The organism is Rhodoplanes azumiensis (assembly GCF_042682915.1).
Taxonomy (GTDB): Bacteria; Pseudomonadota; Alphaproteobacteria; order Rhizobiales; family Xanthobacteraceae; genus Rhodoplanes; species Rhodoplanes azumiensis.
This window is the reverse complement of record NZ_JBHUIW010000016.1, coordinates 78135-95558: the sequence shown is the minus strand read 5'-3', so window position 1 is coordinate 95558 and position 17424 is coordinate 78135. Positions and strand designations below refer to the sequence as shown.

Genomic DNA, 17424 nt, shown 5'->3' with positions numbered 1-17424 from the left:
TCGTCGCCCGGCGGGAGCGTGATGAGATCGGAAAAGGAGGGATCAGCCGCGGAAGGAGGTGCGGTCGGGATCAGGTCCGGACGGCCGGCGGACCGCGCGCGTCGAAGGCGCGGCGGTAGTGCGCCCGCGAGGTTTCGCTCCGCGCTTCGGCGAGGCGCGTCGTCGTCTCGACGATCGGTGGTCGCACGACGGACGGCAGCACGGCCGCGGGATCGTCCGACGGCCCGACGGCGGCCGGGGCCCCGAGGTCGCTGCGCTCCGCCCGCATGGTCGCGGCGGCGCGCAGCATGTCGCGCACCGGCAGGGCCGGCCGTGCCGTCTGATCGGCGTTCTCGACGCCCCGCGACATCGTGCCGCCGACGCCGATCCCGAGATGGAGGCCGATGAGCGGCAGCGCGCTCCAGTGCAGCACCAGGAGGGCGATGACCAGACAGGCGCGCAGACCGGCAGGCGTCGCCGCGCCGCCGTTCACCTGTCGTGTCCCTCGCCTGGCCGTCATGGTCTCGCCGTCACTGTCTCGTCGGGGCGCGAACGCCTGTCATGGTTCGTTGGTGATATCGGTTCGCGTGTCGTACCGCACTTCGCGCGTGAAGTCTTCACACGTGAAGTCTCCGTGCGTGGAGTCTCCGTGCGTGGAGGCTCGGTGCGCGAAGTCTCGGATGGCGCGTGCCGGTGCGCTTGCTCGATCGTCTTGTAGCCCTTCATAATGGCGGAAATCCATCCATCAGAGTGCCGTTCCGCCCGCGGGACCGCGCGAGGCCTCGTCGTTCATGCCGCATGATACCCCGTTGATCGCCACCATCGTCGCCGGTCTCGGCCTCGCTTTCGTGTTCGGTGCGCTCGCACACCGGCTGAAGATTCCGCCGCTGGTCGGATATCTCGTGGCCGGGGTGCTGGTCGGTCCGCACACGCCGGGCTTCGTCGCCGATCAGACGTTGGCGCCGGAACTGGCCGAGATGGGCGTGATCCTCCTGATGTTCGGCGTCGGGCTGCACTTCTCGCTCGACGATCTCCTCTCGGTGCGGGCGATCGCCGTGCCCGGCGCCATCGTGCAGATCGCCGCCGCGACCGCGATGGGGGCGGGGCTCGCCTGGTGGCTCGGCTGGTCGATGGCGGCCGCGCTGGTGTTCGGTCTCGCGCTCTCCGTCGCCTCGACCGTGGTGCTGCTGCGGGCCTTGCAGGAGCGCCGCCTCGTCGAGACCGAACGCGGCAAGATCGCGGTCGGCTGGCTAATCGTCGAGGATCTCGCGATGGTGCTGGCGCTGGTGCTGCTGCCGGCACTGGCCGGCGCGCTCGGCACCGGCGGCGCGGGGGCGAACGGCCACGCCGCGCCCGGCGGGCTGTTCGGCGTCGTCACCGACCTCGGCGTCGGTGGCGTGCTCGCCGTGACGGTGCTGAAGGTCGCGGGCTTCGTCGTCGTGATGCTGGTTGTCGGCCGGCGCGTGATCCCGTGGGTGCTGCACTGGGTCGCGCACACCGGCTCGCGCGAGCTGTTCCGCCTCGCCGTGCTGGCGATCGCGCTCGGCGTCGCGTTCGGAGCGGCGAAGCTGTTCGGCGTGTCGTTCGCGCTCGGCGCCTTCTTCGCCGGCATGATCCTGTCGGAATCCGAGCTGAGCCACCGGGCCGCCGAGGAGTCGCTGCCGCTGCGCGACGCCTTCGCGGTTCTGTTCTTCGTCTCGGTCGGCATGCTGTTCGATCCCTCGACCATTATGCGCGAGCCGGTCGCCGTGCTGATCACCCTGTTCATCATCGTCATCGGCAAGTCGGCGGCGGCGTTCCTCATCGTGCGGGCGTTCGGCCATCCCACCGGCACGGCGCTGATCATCTCGGCGAGCCTCGCGCAGATCGGCGAGTTCTCCTTCATCCTGGCCGAGCTCGGCGTCGGCCTGAAGCTGCTGCCGGAGGCGGCGCGCGATCTGATCCTGGCCGGCGCGATCCTGTCGATTCTGATCAACCCGCTCGCATTCGCGGCGGTCGCCGCGCTCAGCCGGCGGGCGGGTGCGTCGGCCGCCGCACCGGCGGGCGGCACCGCTGGTGCGGGCGCGCGGGCCGCGCCCGCCGCGACCGCCGTCGCGGTCGAGCCTTTGGTCGCCACCACGCTCACGGATCACACCGTGCTGGTGGGCCACGGCCGGGTCGGCAGCCTCGTCGCCGCCGCGCTCGCCGCGCGGCGGCTGCCCGTCCTGGTGATCGAGGACGCCGACGCGGCCGTCGCGGCATTGCGCTCGCAGAAGACCGAGGTGCTCGCCGGCAACGCGGCCGATCCCGAGGTGATGGCGGCCGCCAATCTGCCGGGCGCCCGGCGGCTGGTGCTCGCGATCCCCAACGCCTTCGAGGCCGGGCAGGTGGTGGAGCAGGCGAAGGCCGCCAATCCGTCGCTCGAGATCATCGCGCGCGCACATTCGGACGCCGAGGTCGAACACCTCGAATCGCTGGGCGCGGCCGTGGTGATCATGGGCGAGCGCGAGATCGCCCGCGGCATCGTCGAGCACATCGTGCCGGCCGGTGCGGGGACTGCACCAGGGGCGGTCCCCGGCGCCACGGCTCCCGGCGCGCCGTCGCCGCCGAAGGGCCTGAGACCGAGGTCGCCGAGCACCGATGGTGGTCTGGGTTCACCGGACGACGCGTCGCGGCATCGAGAGCGCGTCGACGACGTTCGATCTCGGCGTCGGCGCGTCAGCGTGCGCGATCTTCTCCGGCGAGCCCGAAAATAACAAAGTCCTGCGCGTTGCCGACAAGAGGCGCCGGCTGCAAACTTCCGGTCATGACCGCGAGCCGCATCGCCCTCGTCGACCTGTCCGCCCGCATCGTCCGCGGGCTGTCGGAACTCCGTCGCGCCGTCGAGGCGATGTCGATCGGCTTCGTCCGCGACTGGACGCTCGGGATCTGGCTGGTCACCTGGAACGGCGACATCCAGGGCACGCTCCGTCACGACGGCGCGCAGTGGTGTCTCGATTGGCTGGACAGCGCCGATCCGCGCCTCTCCACCAGCCCGGCCCCGCGCCCCGGCGCGTCGCTCGACGACATCGGGGCCGATCTCGTCCGTCACCTCGCCGCAGCGCGGTCGTCGGCGTCGGCCGACAGCCTGCGCATCGAGCCGGTGCCGGTGTTCTGACGGCTCCGGTGTCGCGCCGCCCATCGCCGACGGCCCCGACGGCCCCGACGACGTCGGGCGTCGTCGGGGCGCTTTTCAGAGCTGGGCGCCGTCGAGTGCGCTCGTCGGCTGCGGGCGCACCCGCTCGAGGATCGCTTGGACGAGGCGCTCGGCGGCGATCTCCGGGGCGATCGTGTCCGTCGGCAGCACCAGGGCCGGGGCGAGCGGGGGCTCGTAGGGCTGGTCACGTCCGGTGAAGTTCACGATCCGGCCGGCGTCCACTTTGGCGTAGAGGCCCTTCGGGTCGCGCAACCGGCACGTCTCCGGGCTCGCGTCGACGAACACCTCGAGGAACCGATCGGGCCCGAGCAGGGCCGCGACCTTGTCGCGGTCGGCGCGGAACGGCGACACCAGCGACACCAGCACGATCAGTCCTGCGTCGGTCATCAGCTTCGCCACCTCGCCGACGCGTCGCACGTTCTCGGCGCGTGACGCCGCGTCGAATCCGAGGTCGGCATTGAGGCCCTGCCGGACATTGTCGCCGTCGAGCAGCATGGTGTGATGGCCGAGCGCGACGAGGCGGCGCTCGACCAGATCCGCGATGGTCGACTTGCCGGAGCCGGGCAGGCCGGTGAGCCACACGGCGAGCGGCGCTTGCGCCTTCACGAAGGCGCGCAGCGACGGCGCGACGGCCCCCGCATGGACGTGCACGTCGCGCGCGGCGCCGAGCGGTCCCACCACCAGCCCGGCCGCGGCGGTCGCATGGGTCGCGCGGTCGATCAGGATGAAGGCGCCGGTCGAGCGGTTCTCCGTATAAGGGTCGATCGCCACCGGCACGGCGGTCTCGACATGGACGCGGCCGATGGCGTTGAGCGCGAGCCGATCGGCCGGCACCCGGCCGAGGCTCGCGAGATCGAGCCGGTCGGCGATGCGCGTGACGGTCGCCGCGACCGTGGCGGTGCCGATCTTCAGGCGATAGTTCCGACCGGCCTCGATCTCCTCGTCGATCATCCACACGAGGTCGGCCGAGAAACGTCGCGTCACGGCCGGCCGCGCCCGCGGCGGCACCAGCACGTCGCCGCGCCCGATGTCGATCTCGTCCGTGAAGGTGAGGGTGACGGCGTCGCCCGCGCTCGCGACATCGAGATCGCCATCCATGGTGACGATGCGGGCGACGCGCGTCGATCGTCCCGAGGCGGCGACGACCAGCGGGTCGCCGACCGCGATGCGGCCGCTCGCGACCGTGCCGGCGGCACCGCGAAAATCCGCGTTCGGCCGGCTCACCCACTGCACCGGAAAGCGGACGTCCGCCTCGCCCTCGTCGGCGATCGCCACGGTTTCGAGATGGTCGAGCAGGGTGGGCCCGTCGAACCAGGGCGCGTTCGGGCTCGGTCGCGCGACGTTGTCGCCGAAGCGCGCCGACAGCGGGATCGGTGTCACCGTGCGGAAGCCGAGAGGCGCCGCGAAGTCACGGAACGCCGCCACCAGCTCGGCGAAACGAAGCTGCGACCAGCCGACCAGATCCATCTTGTTGATCGCCAGCACGACGTGGCGAATCCCGAGCAGCGACACGATCGCGGCGTGCCGCCGCGTCTGCTCCAGGAGGCCTTTCCGGGCATCGACCAGCAGAACGGCGAGGTCAGAGGTCGAGGCACCGGTCGCCATGTTGCGGGTATACTGCGCATGTCCCGGCGTGTCGGCGACCACGAAGGCGCGCCGCCCGGTCGTGAAGAACCGGTAGGCGACGTCGATGGTGATGCCTTGCTGGCGTTCGGCCTCGAGACCGTCGAGCAGCAGCGCCAAGTCGACATCCTCGCCCGTGGTGCCGAATCGGCGGCTGTCGTGTGTCACGGTCGCGAGCTGGTCGTCCAGCACGCCTTGCGCCTCGTGCAGCAGGCGGCCGATCAGCGTCGACTTGCCGTCGTCGACCGAGCCGCAGGTGATGAAGCGCAGCGCTCCGCGCGCGCGCACCGGAAGGCTGTCGGCGGCAGGGGCCGTGACGGCGGCCGCTGCGGCCACGGCGGATCGGAGAGCGGTCGGCATCAGAAGTAACCCTCGCGCTTCTTGGCTTCCATCGAGGCCTGCAAGGCGCCGTCGACCAGCCGGCCGTTGCGCTCGGAGACTCGCGATGCGACGATTTCCGTGATGATGCCGTCCAGATCGGCGGCGTCGGATTCGACCGCGCCGGTCAGCGGCCAGCAGCCGAGCGTGCGGAACCGCACGCGGCGCGTCTCGAGCCGTTCGCCCTTGCGCCACCGCATCCGCTCGTCGTCGACGACCAGCAGCGCGCCGTCGCGGATCACCACGCCGCGCTCGGCCGCGAAGTAGAGCGGCACCACGGGTATGCTCTCGGCCCGGATGTAGTCCCACACGTCGAGCTCGGTCCAGTTGGAGAGCGGGAACACCCGCATCGTGTCGCCCGGCGCCAGCCGCGTGTTGAACAGCCTCCACAGCTCGGGCCGCTGATTGCGCGGATCCCAGACATGGCCGCGCCGGTGCGAGAAGATGCGCTCCTTGGCGCGCGCTTTCTCCTCGTCGCGTCGTGCTCCACCGAAAGCGGCGTCGAAGCCGTGCGCGTCGAGTGCCGTCTTGAGCGCCTCGGTCAGCATCAGCCGCGAATACTCGCCCGTCTCGGTGTCGAACGGATTGACCCCGGCGGCCGCGGCGTGCGCGTTGGTGTGGACGAGCAGGTCGAGCCCGTAATGCGCCGCCATACGGTCGCGATGGGTGATGACCTCGCGAAAATCCCAGCCCGACGCGATGTGCAGGAGCGGGAAGGGCGGGCGTCCCGGGAAGAACGCCTTGCGGGCGATGTGGAGCATCACCGAGGAGTCCTTGCCGACCGAGTAGAGCATCACGGGATTGCGGAATTCGGCCGCGACCTCGCGCATGATGAAGATCGCCTCGGCCTCGAGCGTCTTCAGGTGCGGCGACAGGTGTGCCCGCGGCTCGGTCGTCGGGGGCCGTGCGGGGGCGGGCGCTCGCTCGGTGCGGAGCGGATCCAGGGGGCGTTCGGCGAGGCTTTCGGCGGCACGCATGGCGACCCTCAGAAGAGCGCGGCCGAGACGCGCCGCCACGGGCGGTCGTCCGGCTGGGTTTCGGACGCCTCGGCCGAGGCGGGCTGGTAATGATGGCGGACCGCGACGATGCGCTTTTCCCGCAGCGCCTCGATCGTGCCGGGATGAGTCACGTCGAAGGAATCGAAGCCGGCACGCAGCATCAGCGCGATCTGGTCGCGCAGCACGTCGCCGGCGGCGCGGACTTCGCCCGCGAAGCCGTGACGGTCGCGCAGCAATCTCGCGAGGGAGTAGGGGCGTCCGTCGAAGTATTTCGGGATCCTGATCACGACGAGGGCGAGCCGCGGCAGCGCCGCGACGATGTCGTCGAGCGTGTCGCCGGCGGTGAGCACGACGCCGATAGCGGCGTCGCGCCGCGACAGCGCCGCACGCTCGACGAGATATCGGGCTTTCGACAGCGCGACCTTGCCGGCCTCGGGTATCGGTTCGTCGTCGGCCGGGATCTGCCAGTCGTCGTCGACGAAGGTGCCATGGCGAAAGATCGGCATGATCAGGAATCCGTGCTTGCGGCGACGCCGATGCGCCGTGTGTGCAGCCCACATTCGGTCTTTTCGAAGCCGCGCCAGCGCCCCGCGCGGCCGTTCTCGCCGGCGTCGACCCGTGACGTGCACGGAACGCAGCCGATCGACGGGTAACCCTGCGCCGTGAGGGGGTGCTCGGGCAGATCGTGCGCGTGGCGATAGGCGGTGGCGTCGGCCGAGGTCCACGCCGCGAGCGGGTTGATCTTCACGCGCGCGCCGTCCCACTCGGCCGCGGCGATCGCGGCGCGGCTCGCGCCCTGATCGCGCCGCCGGCCGTTGAGCCAAGCCGCGAACGGCGTGATCGCCTGCTCGAACGGCGCGACCTTGCGAATGCCGCAGCAGGCGTCGGGATCGCGGCCCGCGAGGGCGAGATCGGGATCGCGCCGTGTGATCTGGGCCGCATCCGGTCTCACGATGCGAACGTCGGTCAGGCCGAGCGTCGCGATCAGCGTATCGCGATAGGCGAGGGTCTCCGGGAACAATCGCAGCGTGTCGACGAACACCACCGGGGTCGCCGGATCGATCTGCGCGACCATGTGCAGCAGCACGGCCGCGTCGGCCCCGAACGACGAGACGAGCGCGATGCGGCCGGCGAATTCTTCCAGCGCCGCGCGGACGATCTCCTGCGGCGTGGCCTCGACCCACGCGGCCGCGAGCGTTTCCGCGAGGCCGCCGTCGCCCATCTCGGCCCGTGTCGTCTCAGCCCGCAGCGGCATAGAGAGCCTCCCGGAACGGGGCTTCGCCGATGCGGCGATAGGCGGCCAGAAACGTCTCCTGCGGCGAGGTGCGCAAGGCCAGATACGTGTCGACCACGGTCTCGACCGCATCGACGATCGTCGTCGACGAGAAGCCCGGGCCGACGATCTCCCCGATCGCGCAGGTCTCGTCGCCGGAGCCACCGAGCGTGATCTGGTAGAACTCCTCGCCCTTGCGCTCGAGGCCGAGGATGCCGATGTGGCCGACGTGATGATGGCCGCAGGCGTTGATGCAGCCGGAGATCTTGATCTTCAGGTCGCCGATGTCGTGCTGGCGGTCGAGATCGGCGAAACGCTGCGAGATCCGCTCCGCGATCGGGATCGAGCGGGCGGTCGCGAGAGCACAATAGTCGAGCCCCGGACACGAGATGATGTCGGTGACGAGGCCGGCGTTCGGGGTCGCGAGCCCGGCGGCGCGCAGCGCGGCGAACACGGCCGGCAGGTCGTCGCGCCGGACATGCGGCAGCACCAGGTTCTGCTCGTGGCTCACCCGGATCTCGTCGAAGGAATAATGTGCCGCGATGTCGGCCACGGCCTCCATCTGCGCCGCGGTGGCGTCGCCGGGCGGGGCGCCGATGGGCTTCAGCGACACCGTGACGATCGCATAGCCGGGCATCTTGTGATCGTGCACGTTGCGGGCGGCGAAGAGGGCGAACTCCGGGTCGCTCGCGACGGCGCGGTCGAACACGGCGGAACGGGGCGGCAGCGTCGCGAAGGCGGGCGGGGCGAAGTAGTCGCGGATGCGCGCCACCTCGTCGGCCGGCAGCCGCAACGTCTTGCCCCTCAGCTGTGCGAACTCCGCCTCGACGGCGTCCTTGAACGCGGCCTCGCCGGTCTCGTGCACCAGGATCTTGATGCGCGCCTTGTACTTGTTGTCGCGCCGGCCCTCCAGGTTGTAGACGCGCAGGATCGCTTCGCAGTAGGCGAGCAGATCGCCCTCGGGAAGAAAGTCGCGGAGCTTTCGCGCGATCATCGGGGTGCGGCCCTGGCCGCCGCCGACGAACACCACGAAACCCAGCGCGCCCGAGGCGTCGCGCGTCACCTGCAGGCCGATGTCGTGCGTCTGGATCGCGGCGCGATCGTGCGGCGCGCCCGTCACGGCGAGCTTGAACTTTCGCGGCAGGAACGTGAACTCCGGATGCAGCGACGACCACTGCCGCAGGATCTCGGCATAGGGCCGTGGATCGGCGACCTCGTCGGCGGCGGCGCCGGCGAAGTGGTCGGCCGTCACGTTACGGATGCAGTTGCCCGAGGTCTGGATCGCGTGCATCTCGACGCCCGCGAGCTTTTCCAGGATGTCGGGCACCTCCTCGAGGGCGATCCAGTTGAACTGCAGGTTCTGCCGCGTGGTGAAGTGGCCGTAGCCGCGGTCGTGGTCGCGCGCGATCGTCGCGAGCAGGCGGAGCTGGCGCGACGACAGCGTGCCGTAGGGAATGGCGATCCGCAGCATGTAGGCGTGCAGCTGCAGATAGACGCCGTTCATCAGCCGCAGCGGCTTGAACTGGTCCTCGGTCAGCGCGCCGGACAGCCGTCGCGCGACCTGATCACGAAACTCCGCGACGCGCTCGTGGACGAAGTCTCGATCGAACTCGTCGTAGCGATACATCGGGCTCCTCCGGTTCAGGCGCCGGGGTTGCGGGAGGCGGCGGGCGCGCCGGACTGCGGAACGTCGGCGGGCAGCACGATGGTCGGTCCGGTGGTGCGGATCAGCTCGCGCAGGGCGGCGGGGCGCACGAAGTCCCCGTCGCGCACCACCTCGATCAACGCGACGTCGACGACGCGAGGGCGGTCGTCCTGGTCGGCGCGGGCCGCGGCGAGCAGCGCCTCGGCCTGCTCCGGCGTCGCGGCGATCGCGGCCACGGCGATGTCGCGAGACCAGGCGCCGTCGCGGCGGCGGAACACGACGACGCCGGTCGAGAGGTCGTTGGCGGTCGCGACCACCGGCTGGAACGTCTTCGGGCGCTTCGACATCCGAACCTCGTCAGGCGGCGGCCGGCGCGACGTCGCCGGTCCTGCCATGGTCGGTGACGGTGTCGCGCCTCGCCGCAAGGCCCGGGACGATCTCGTGATCGACGCCGGCGGCGCGCAGCGTCGCGATCACCTGGCGGGCGTCGCCGGACACGATCGGGTCACCGACCTCGAGACGCACGACGCGGCGGCCCTCGCGGGCGAGCCGCACCAGCAGTGCAGCGACGTCCGACTCCGCCACCGACGCCGGCTCCTCGTGCCCGCCGACCGCGATGCGCATCGCGTCGCGCCGACCCATGGCGACAACCGTGTCCGGCACCAGCGCGTCGTGGACGATCACGTCGGCCTCCGCCAGCAGGCGATGGGCCCGCACGGTGAGCAGATCGGGGGCGCCCGGGCCGGCGCCCACCAGGAACACCTTTCCGCTCGGTGCGATCGACCTCTGCGCGTCGGCGAGCGTCGCGAGGGCGAACACGCGGGCACGCTCCTCCTCGCCGGCGAGCGCGAGAGCGGCAGCGCGGCCGGACAAGAGCGCCGACCAGAAGCGTCGGCGCGCGGCGTTGTCCGGCAATCGCAGCAGCACGGTCTCGCGCACCGCTCCGGCGAGCGTCGCGAGCCGCCCGAAGGCCGGCGGGAGGAGAGCCTCGATCTTGGCCCGCACCATCTGGGCCAGCACCGGCGCGTGTCCGTCGGTCGCGACGGCGACCGACAGCGGCGCGCGGTCGACGATCGCGGGCGTCGCGAAATCGCACAGGTGGGGTCGGTCGACGACGTTGACGGGCACGCCGCACTGCCGCGCGAGCGTGCCGAGCCGGGTATCCTCCTGGTCGTCACCGGTGGCGACGAACACGAGCGCGGCTCCCCCCAGTGCCTCCGTGGTCGGCGGCCCCGCGACGAGCGTGACCCCGTGCGCGGCGGCGAACTCGGTCAGCGCCGGCATCGGCGTCTTCGCATACAGCATCAGCCGCGCTTCGGTCCGCACGAGCAACCGCAGCTTCAGCAGCGCCGGCTCGCCGTCGCCGACGACCACCACGATGCGTCCGGCGACGTCGTAGGAGACCGGAAAGTAGCGAAACCGCGCCATCGAACTGTCCTCGTGCGGAGGGGGCGGACCGGGAGACGCGCCCTTGCGCGCACGCGGCCCGCGGCGGCCGCCGAAGCGCTCGGCGCGGCCGCCTGGACATCAAGAGAGGCCTACGGAGGGGCGGATCTCAAGGCGTTCGGCGAAATAGCGACGTCGTGGTCGTGTGACCGTCGCGCGCGACGTCTTTGTTCTTTCTTCTGCACGCACGCCGCATCGATCGTTCCCCGGGGCCACGGGCTGGCTGTGCGCGTGCCGGGCGCGTGCGGTCCTCCGGTCGATGTCGTCGGCGCGCAGGGGGGGGCGAAGCGGCCGCGAGCGACGATGCGTCAATCGCGCATGCCGAGTTCCGCGCGACGTCCTTTGCCGCTCTTTCGATCGAGGCTCCGGATCGCGTCTCCGACGAGGTTCCGCAGCCATCGGTGCCCGGGATCGCGCTCGTGACGCCGATGCCAGAGCTGGACGAAGCTGAGCTCGGGAACCCGGATCGGAACCGGGATCGGAAACGCCACGAGCCCGGCCGAGCCGGGCAGCAAGCCCACCAGACGTCGACGTGAATGCGCGATCAGGTCCGTGTCGCGCACGAGCGCCGGGACCGCGATGTAGTGCGAGACCGTCGCCATCACCCGGCGATCGAGGCCCATGGCCGCGAGGATCGTGTCGATCTGGATTCCGGACTCGAGGTTCGGGGCGACCGTGACGTGCGGGCAGGAGAGATAGGATCGCTCGTCCATGCGGCCGCGTCGAAGCAGCGGGTGACGGCGGTCGGCGACACACACCAGTCTGTCGCGGTAGAGCTCCTGAGAGCGGATCTCCGGAGGCACTTCCGGGAACACCCCGACGGCGAGATCCACCTCGTCCTCGGCGATACGGATGCAGGTGGCGCGCGGGCCGGACGTGCTCACCACGAGATCGATACCCGGCGCCTGCGACCTGACATGGCGCACGATCGTGGGCAGAACCTCGACGCTCATCGCATCGCTCATCGACAGCGAGAACGAGCGTCGTGTGGTCGCCGGATCGAAAGCGGCTCTGGCCGTCAGCACCGAATGGATGTCGGACAGCACGTCCCGAACCGGCTGGACGAGCTCCAGCGCGACTTCGGTCGGCTCCATGCCGTGCGGCCCGCGCGTCAGCAGCGGATCGCCGAACAAGGTTCTCAAGCGCCGCAGGGCATGGCTGAGCGCCGATTGCGTCACCCCGAGCTTGTCGGCTGCCCGAGTCACGTTGCGCTCGGTGACCAGCACATCGAACGCGACGAGCAGGTTGAGATCGACCGAGCGCAAGTTCATGACGCACCGCACAATGAATGGTGTTCATTCCGCCATGACCAATACATGAATTCTCGTCCCGAGAAAGCAGGGCTAGCGTCGGCTCCGGAAACGCCCTCGAGCCTCGTCTCACCCCCGAACGCTGCGCCGTCCCGGCAAAACAAGACCGCTTCAGGAGTAGACCATGTTGACGCACGCCACGGTCGACGACCGCGCGAGACAGGACGACATTGTCTCGCGCATCGAACGGCTGCCCATCTCGACCTGGCACGTGAAGGCGCGTGTCATCATCGGAACCGCGACCTTCTTCGACGCCTTCGACGCGCTGGCGATCGCCTTCGTGCTGCCCGTGCTGGCGCCGTTGTGGAAGCTCTCGTCGCCGCAGATCGGCCTGATGATCTCGGTCGGCTATCTCGGCCAGCTCGTCGGTGCACTCGCCTTCGGCTGGCTCGCCCAGCGCCACGGCCGGGTGAAGGCGATGATCTGGGCCGTGCTTCTGTTCGCCGCCATGAGCCTCGCCTGCGCGTTCGCCTGGAGCTACGAGTCGCTCCTCGTGTTCCGCACCCTGCAGGGGCTCGGCCTCGGCGGCGAGGTGCCGATCGCCGCCGTCTACATCAGCGAGATCGCCAAGGCGAAGGGGCGCGGCCGCTTCGTGCTGCTCTACGAGGTGATCTTCCCGGTCGGTCTCGTCGCTTCCGGCCTGCTCGGGCGCTGGATCGTGCCGCATCTCGGCTGGCATTACATGTTCCTGATCGGCGCGATCCCGGCCATCCTGGTCGTGTTCATGCAGCGCATCCTGCCGGAATCGCCGCGCTGGCTGGCGACCCGCGGCCGTTTCGACGAGGCCGAGCGGGCGCTCGCCTATATCGAGCGCGCGACCGAGAAGGCGACCGGCGCGCCGCTGCCGCGGCCCGAGCCGGTTTCTGCGTCGCACGACAAGCCGGCGTCCTGGAGCGACCTGTTCGGCCCGCGCTATCTGCGCCGGACGCTCGTGGTGTGGACGATCTGGTTCTCCGCCTACCTGATCACCTACGGTCTGACGGTCTGGCTGCCGACCATCTACCGCACCGTGTTCCACCTCTCGCTCGAGGATGCGCTCCAATACGGCCTGATCACCCAGGTGGTCGGCCTGTGCGGCACGCTCACCTGTGCGCTCAGCATCGATCGGCTGGGCCGGCGGCCGTGGTTCGCGCTCGCCTTCGCGGGCGCCGCGACGGCGCTGTGCGCGCTCTGGTTGATCGGCGCCGGCACCCCGGTCCGTGTCCTCGTGCTGGTGAGCACCGCGTTCTTCTTCTCCTCGGTGCTGTCGATCGGCGTCTATCTCTACACGCCCGAACTCTATCCGACCCGCGCCCGCGCCATCGCGGTCTCCACCGCGACGGCATGGCTGCGCTTCGCCTCGATGATCGGGCCGAGCATCGTCGGCGCCATGATCGGCATCGGTCTCGAGGCCGTGTTCCTCGCTTTCGGTCTCGTCGCCGCATTCGCGGCCGTGATCACGGCGGTCTTCGCGATCGAGACGAAGGGCCGCGTGCTGGAGGAGATCTCGCCCTGACCGCCACCATACTTTCACCCGGACTCCGGACCATCATCAGGACCAAGCCATGACCATCGAAAAGACCGTCGGCGACCACCTCTACGTGGCGACGCTGCTGCCCTACGACCGGCACATGAAGATCGACGAGGCGGCCTACCGCCGCTTCCTGCGCCACTTCCTCGACAACGAGCGCTTCGTGAGGATGGGCGGCGGCCTGTGCATCAACCCGGAGGCGGGCGAGATTTTCTATCTCACCCGCGCCGAGAAGCGCCGCGTGCTGGAGATCGCCCAGGAGGAGAACAACGGCAAGGTGCCGCTGATCGCCGGCACCTGGGCGCTGACCACCGAGGAGACGGTGGAGACCGCCAAGGACTGCAAGGCGCTCGGCGTCGACGGCATCTTCGTCACGCCGCCCGGCGGTGCGCAGGACGTCACCTCGTGCTGGGATGCCGACGGCTATCCGGAAATCTGGCTCGACCAGATCGTCGCCCAGGACCGCGCCGTCGACCTGCCGATCGTCACCCATCCGGTCGGTGGCGCCAAGCCGCCGTTCTATCCGGGCTTGCCGCTCGGTGCGACGTTGCGGATCTGCCGCGAGGTGCCCAACATCGTCGGCTGGAAGATGACCTACATGTACGACGGGTTCAGGCTGATCGCGAAGGGCCTGCGCTCGCTCGACCGGCACGTCGCGATCATGGGGGCGCTGGCGTCGCGCTGGCACGAGTACAAGGCGACCGGCTTGTTCGACGGCACGCTGTCGGGTTTCTGGAACTTCGCGCTCGAGCCGATGATGGACCATCTCGAGGCGTGGGATCGCAACGACGTCGTCAAGGCGCGCGAGATCTGGGACGGCGGCCTCTCCGAGCTGCACGACTACGTCGCCGACATGGGTCGCCTCCACATCCGTTACAAGACCGCGACCTGGATCGCCGGGCTGATCCCGAACCCGTTCATGCGGGCGCCGATGCCCAAGCCGAGCCGGGCCGAGATCGAGACCCTGCACCGTCTGCTCTCGCGCGTCGGCGTGCCGGTGATCGACATCGCGGAGACCCGCGCGGTCGCGTGATGCGGCCGACACACGTGATCTTGGTCATGAACGAAGGGAGCCTCGCCGTGGTCCACACGACGAGGCTCTTTCGTCTGAGCGTCATCCCGGGTTGCGAATCGAAGGTTCGCGAGCCCGGGATCCATAATCCCGGTGCAGGTAGCTCACCCTAGACAGGGCGTATGGATCCCGGGCTCGGCGCTCGCGCGCCGCCCCGGGACGACCTCAGCAAGTCTGCACGCTCTTCCGGTGGAGAGAGACGACGAACGGCCGATCGGCTCGAAGGCTCGTCAGGCCGCCTGACCGGCGGCCCAGCCGACGGCGTCCGCGCCCTTGAGGCCCAGGATCTGCCGCGCCTCGGCGGGCGTCGCGACCGGGATGCTGAGCGCCGCCGCGATCGTCATGATCCGCTCGACCTGCTCGGCACTCGACTTCGCCAGCACCTTGGGGGCGAGGTAGAGGTTGTCCTCGAGGCCGACCCGGACGTTGCCGCCCATGCCCATGGCGGTCGCCATCATCGGGAGCTGGGCGCGGCCGGCCGCCGAGAGCGACCAGGTGAAGTTCTTCTCGCCGATCATCCGGCAGGCGGACTCGTGCAGGAACACGAGATTCGGAACGGTCGCCTGCATGCCGCCCAGGATGCCGAGCACGAACTGCAGATGGATCGGGGCTTTCAGCACGCCGGTCGTCAGCAGGAACTGCACGTTGGACAGCATGCCGGCATCGTAGACCTCGAGCTCCGGCTTGGTGCCGGCCGCGGTCATGAACGTCGCGAACTCGGCGAGCGTCTTGAAGGTGTTCGGGAAGATCCAGTCGTCCGTTGCCCGGATGAACGGCACCTCCCAATCGTGCTTCGGCTCCTTCAGTTTGTCGGCGAGCGGATGGAACGCGAAGTTCATCGAGCCGGTGTTGAGCGAGGCGAGCTCGGGCTTCAGCAACGCCACCGAGCGGGCGCGGTCGGCGACCGTCATCTCCTTGGAGCCGCCCGTGGTGATGCAGATCGGCGCATCGGTGCGGGCGCTGATCTTCTTGACGATCTCCTCGTAGAGCGTCGGGTCGGCGGAGGGTTTGCCGGTCCGCGGGTCGCGCGCGTGCACATGGACGATCGCGGCGCCGGCCTTCGCGGCCGTGACGGCATCGTTCGCGATCTCGTCCGGGGTCACCGGCAGATAGGGCGACATGCTCGGCGTATGCACCGACCCGGTGACGGCGGCCGTGATGATCAGTTTCGACATTCTATTCTCCTCGTTGAATCACCGGCGTCCGGCGGACGGGACGTCGTCGTCCCGCTCGCCGGACGGGGCTTATCTCGTGCGTTTCATCGCGAGTCCCACCACCATGGCGCCGGCATAGACCAGCATCAGCCCCATCACCATGATCATCCAATTCGCCTCGAGACCCATCACGGCCTCCCTCACTTGCGCGACACGTCGCGGCCGCGGGCCAGATTCGACAAGAACGCTCCGATCGCGGTGACGACGACGATGAACACGACCGTCTGCACCATCAGCGTCCAGAACAGCATCGTTCCCTCCACTCTCATGCCGGCTCGGGTCGCGGCGCCGCCGCGACGGACCGGAACAGGCCCGGGAGTCCGTCGCATACCGCCGTCAGGCCGATGCCGAGGACGAGGCCGGAGACGAGCGTCGCGTAGACGTTCGGCGTGCCGTCGAGCCCGATCAACGCCGGCAGCGACGAGAACGACCACAGGCCGTTGAGGATCCACGACACCGCCAGGGTCCACACGGCGGCCGTCGAGGACCGCTTCCAGAACAGGCCGATGATGATCAGCCAGAACACCGGGGTCATCCAGGCGAACAGCCAGTTCATCGCCTGCACGATCGGCGGCAGGTAGGCCGCGACCAGGAACGCGGCAACCCCGAGCACGAGGATCATGATCCGGGTCACGCGCCGTTCATCGGCCTCTCCGGCCGCGGGATTGAAGAAGTTCTTGTAGACGTCGATCGTGAAGATCGTCGCCGGCGCCATGACGGCCATGGCGAAGCTCGACAGCACCGCGGCGAGCAGCGACGCCATCAGCCAGGCGACCAGCCAGCCCGGCAGCATCGTCAGCAGCATGGTGGGCGCCGCGAGCTTGGGCCCGAGACCGTTGAAGGCCGGATCGGCCTTCGCGGCGAGCCCGATGCAGGCGATGAACACGCAGAACACGCCGTTGAGCGGCACTGCGATCCACAGCGACTTACGGATCGCCTCCTCGCTCTTGGCCGCCATCGCCGGCTGGATGAGCTGTTGGCTCACCGACTGGCAGAACGTGGTCGACAGCACGATGCTGAGCGCGAAGGTCCAAAGCACCTCGGGGGTGCCGAACAAAGACAACATGTGGGCCTGGTCCTGGCGGACGTAGAAGTCCGACACCGCCTCCCAGCCGCCGGCCGGCAGGCCGAGCGTCAGATAGATCATGGCGATCACCAGGCCGACATACATGACGGCGCAATTGATCAGGTTGACCCAGCCGATCTCCTTCATGCCCGCCAGCACCACGTAGAGAATCCCGAGGATGCCGCCGAGGATCGCGCCCTGCTGGATGGTCACGCCCGTGACGGTGGCGAAGACGATGCCGACGCCCTGGGATTCGAGCGTGAGAATCCCCCAGATCAGTCCGGACATGACGCAGCCGACCATCAGGCGAGGCGTCTCGCCGAAGATCAGGGCCAGCATTTCGGGCATCGAGGTGACCTGCAGCCGGCGGGCCCACAGGGCCGTGGACGTACAGGTGACGACCAGAAGAACGGCGTGCGCCAAGCCGAACCAGATGCTGCTCGCCCCGATGAACCAGGTCATCTCGAACACGCCGAAGATGTGCGGCGTGCCCAGCACCGTCAGGGCGAGCGTCACGGCGACGACGTAGTAGGGCAGATCACGATTGGACAGGAGAAAGCCCCCTTCCGAGGCGTGCTTCTCCCGCGCGGAGAAATAGAGACCGAGCCCGACGATGACGATCAGCTCATAGGCCAGAACGCCGACGAGAATCTCCCATTTCATGTCTTCCTCCGAGTGTCTCGGGCCAGCGGCCGCTGTGCGGCTTCTTGTTGCTCTTGGTCCGGCGAGCGTCTC

Annotated in this window: 16 protein-coding genes; 4 read left to right on the top strand and 12 right to left on the bottom strand. The window is 69.5% G+C overall.

The window, feature by feature from the left end:
* Nucleotides 1–70: 70 nt before the first annotated feature.
* A complete protein-coding gene (locus ACFSOX_RS14490; RefSeq protein ID WP_378478522.1) occupies nt 71–499 on the bottom strand; it encodes a hypothetical protein in 429 nt (142 codons plus the stop codon).
* A 271-nt stretch (nt 500–770) separates the two neighbouring features.
* Here ACFSOX_RS14490 and ACFSOX_RS14485 point away from each other — a divergent pair, with 271 nt between their 5' ends.
* Both ACFSOX_RS14485 and ACFSOX_RS14480 read left to right on the top strand, forming a co-directional pair.
* Complete coding sequence (locus ACFSOX_RS14485) at nt 771–2714, top strand: cation:proton antiporter domain-containing protein (RefSeq protein WP_378478521.1); 1944 nt, start codon at nt 771–773, stop codon at nt 2712–2714.
* Nucleotides 2715–2764: 50 nt separating this feature from the next.
* Nucleotides 2765–3115, top strand: a complete 351-nt coding sequence (locus ACFSOX_RS14480) for a hypothetical protein (RefSeq protein ID WP_378478520.1) — start codon at nt 2765–2767, stop codon at nt 3113–3115.
* A 75-nt stretch (nt 3116–3190) separates the two neighbouring features.
* Here the strand turns inward: ACFSOX_RS14480 and cysN are convergent, their stop codons facing one another.
* The 8 genes from cysN to ACFSOX_RS14440 form a co-directional block, all read right to left on the bottom strand.
* Nucleotides 3191–5137, bottom strand: coding sequence for a sulfate adenylyltransferase subunit CysN (gene cysN / locus ACFSOX_RS14475; protein WP_378478519.1), 1947 nt, complete (start codon nt 5135–5137; stop codon nt 3191–3193).
* A complete protein-coding gene (gene cysD, locus ACFSOX_RS14470) occupies nt 5137–6132 on the bottom strand; it encodes a sulfate adenylyltransferase subunit CysD (protein ID WP_378478518.1) in 996 nt (331 codons plus the stop codon). The genes cysN and cysD overlap by 1 nt, the downstream gene beginning before the upstream one ends.
* An 8-nt stretch (nt 6133–6140) precedes the next feature.
* Nucleotides 6141–6659, bottom strand: a complete 519-nt coding sequence (locus ACFSOX_RS14465; protein WP_378478517.1) for a DUF934 domain-containing protein — start codon at nt 6657–6659, stop codon at nt 6141–6143.
* Between the two features lie 2 nt (nt 6660–6661).
* Nucleotides 6662–7408, bottom strand: a complete 747-nt coding sequence (locus ACFSOX_RS14460) for a phosphoadenylyl-sulfate reductase (protein ID WP_378478516.1) — start codon at nt 7406–7408, stop codon at nt 6662–6664.
* Entirely contained in the window at nt 7392–9053 is a 1662-nt protein-coding gene (locus ACFSOX_RS14455; RefSeq protein WP_378478515.1) for a nitrite/sulfite reductase, read from the bottom strand. The genes ACFSOX_RS14460 and ACFSOX_RS14455 overlap by 17 nt, the downstream gene beginning before the upstream one ends.
* 14 nt (nt 9054–9067) lie before the next feature.
* Nucleotides 9068–9418, bottom strand: coding sequence for a DUF2849 domain-containing protein (locus ACFSOX_RS14450; RefSeq protein WP_378478514.1), 351 nt, complete (start codon nt 9416–9418; stop codon nt 9068–9070).
* A gap of 10 nt (nt 9419–9428) precedes the next feature.
* Nucleotides 9429–10499 (bottom strand): siroheme synthase family protein, encoded by a 1071-nt coding sequence (locus tag ACFSOX_RS14445; RefSeq protein ID WP_378478513.1) that lies wholly within the window; start codon nt 10497–10499, stop codon nt 9429–9431.
* A gap of 326 nt (nt 10500–10825) precedes the next feature.
* Nucleotides 10826–11788, bottom strand: a complete 963-nt coding sequence (locus ACFSOX_RS14440; protein WP_378478512.1) for a LysR family transcriptional regulator — start codon at nt 11786–11788, stop codon at nt 10826–10828.
* A gap of 163 nt (nt 11789–11951) precedes the next feature.
* Here ACFSOX_RS14440 and ACFSOX_RS14435 point away from each other — a divergent pair, with 163 nt between their 5' ends.
* Both ACFSOX_RS14435 and ACFSOX_RS14430 read left to right on the top strand, forming a co-directional pair.
* On the top strand, nt 11952–13322 hold the full coding sequence (locus tag ACFSOX_RS14435; protein WP_378478511.1) for an MFS transporter: 1371 nt from the start codon (nt 11952–11954) through the stop codon (nt 13320–13322).
* Nucleotides 13323–13371: 49 nt separating this feature from the next.
* Complete coding sequence (locus ACFSOX_RS14430; RefSeq protein ID WP_378478510.1) at nt 13372–14370, top strand: dihydrodipicolinate synthase family protein; 999 nt, start codon at nt 13372–13374, stop codon at nt 14368–14370.
* A 269-nt stretch (nt 14371–14639) separates the two neighbouring features.
* On the opposite strand, the gene ACFSOX_RS14425 is transcribed toward ACFSOX_RS14430, so the two are convergent.
* The 3 genes from ACFSOX_RS14425 to ACFSOX_RS14415 all read right to left on the bottom strand — a co-directional run bounded on the left by ACFSOX_RS14425 (nt 14640) and on the right by ACFSOX_RS14415 (nt 17352).
* Entirely contained in the window at nt 14640–15584 is a 945-nt protein-coding gene (locus ACFSOX_RS14425) for a beta-keto acid cleavage family enzyme (protein WP_378478509.1), read from the bottom strand.
* Between the two features lie 179 nt (nt 15585–15763).
* Nucleotides 15764–15892: a hypothetical protein gene (locus ACFSOX_RS14420; RefSeq protein WP_378478508.1), complete on the bottom strand. Its 129-nt coding sequence runs from the start codon at nt 15890–15892 to the stop codon at nt 15764–15766.
* On the bottom strand, nt 15889–17352 hold the full coding sequence (locus ACFSOX_RS14415) for a sodium:solute symporter family protein (protein WP_378478507.1): 1464 nt from the start codon (nt 17350–17352) through the stop codon (nt 15889–15891). The genes ACFSOX_RS14420 and ACFSOX_RS14415 overlap by 4 nt, the downstream gene beginning before the upstream one ends.
* Nucleotides 17353–17424: the final 72 nt, after the last annotated feature.

What these genes read in the sequence shown, in the direction of transcription:
- ACFSOX_RS14425 (WP_378478509.1), bottom strand. Translation starts at nt 15,584, where the DNA reads ATGTCGAAACTGATCATCACGGCCGCCGTCACCGGGTCGGTGCATACG.
- ACFSOX_RS14440 (WP_378478512.1), bottom strand. Translation starts at nt 11,788, where the DNA reads ATGAACTTGCGCTCGGTCGATCTCAACCTGCTCGTCGCGTTCGATGTG.
- ACFSOX_RS14490 (WP_378478522.1), bottom strand. Translation starts at nt 499, where the DNA reads ATGACGGCCAGGCGAGGGACACGACAGGTGAACGGCGGCGCGGCGACG.
- ACFSOX_RS14415 (WP_378478507.1), bottom strand. Translation starts at nt 17,352, where the DNA reads ATGAAATGGGAGATTCTCGTCGGCGTTCTGGCCTATGAGCTGATCGTC.
- ACFSOX_RS14450 (WP_378478514.1), bottom strand. Translation starts at nt 9,418, where the DNA reads ATGTCGAAGCGCCCGAAGACGTTCCAGCCGGTGGTCGCGACCGCCAAC.
- ACFSOX_RS14480 (WP_378478520.1), top strand. Translation starts at nt 2,765, where the DNA reads ATGACCGCGAGCCGCATCGCCCTCGTCGACCTGTCCGCCCGCATCGTC.
- ACFSOX_RS14435 (WP_378478511.1), top strand. Translation starts at nt 11,952, where the DNA reads ATGTTGACGCACGCCACGGTCGACGACCGCGCGAGACAGGACGACATT.
- cysD (WP_378478518.1), bottom strand. Translation starts at nt 6,132, where the DNA reads ATGCGTGCCGCCGAAAGCCTCGCCGAACGCCCCCTGGATCCGCTCCGC.
- ACFSOX_RS14430 (WP_378478510.1), top strand. Translation starts at nt 13,372, where the DNA reads ATGACCATCGAAAAGACCGTCGGCGACCACCTCTACGTGGCGACGCTG.
- ACFSOX_RS14455 (WP_378478515.1), bottom strand. Translation starts at nt 9,053, where the DNA reads ATGTATCGCTACGACGAGTTCGATCGAGACTTCGTCCACGAGCGCGTC.
- ACFSOX_RS14465 (WP_378478517.1), bottom strand. Translation starts at nt 6,659, where the DNA reads ATGCCGATCTTTCGCCATGGCACCTTCGTCGACGACGACTGGCAGATC.
- ACFSOX_RS14445 (WP_378478513.1), bottom strand. Translation starts at nt 10,499, where the DNA reads ATGGCGCGGTTTCGCTACTTTCCGGTCTCCTACGACGTCGCCGGACGC.
- ACFSOX_RS14485 (WP_378478521.1), top strand. Translation starts at nt 771, where the DNA reads ATGCCGCATGATACCCCGTTGATCGCCACCATCGTCGCCGGTCTCGGC.
- ACFSOX_RS14420 (WP_378478508.1), bottom strand. Translation starts at nt 15,892, where the DNA reads ATGAGAGTGGAGGGAACGATGCTGTTCTGGACGCTGATGGTGCAGACG.
- ACFSOX_RS14460 (WP_378478516.1), bottom strand. Translation starts at nt 7,408, where the DNA reads ATGCCGCTGCGGGCTGAGACGACACGGGCCGAGATGGGCGACGGCGGC.
- cysN (WP_378478519.1), bottom strand. Translation starts at nt 5,137, where the DNA reads ATGCCGACCGCTCTCCGATCCGCCGTGGCCGCAGCGGCCGCCGTCACG.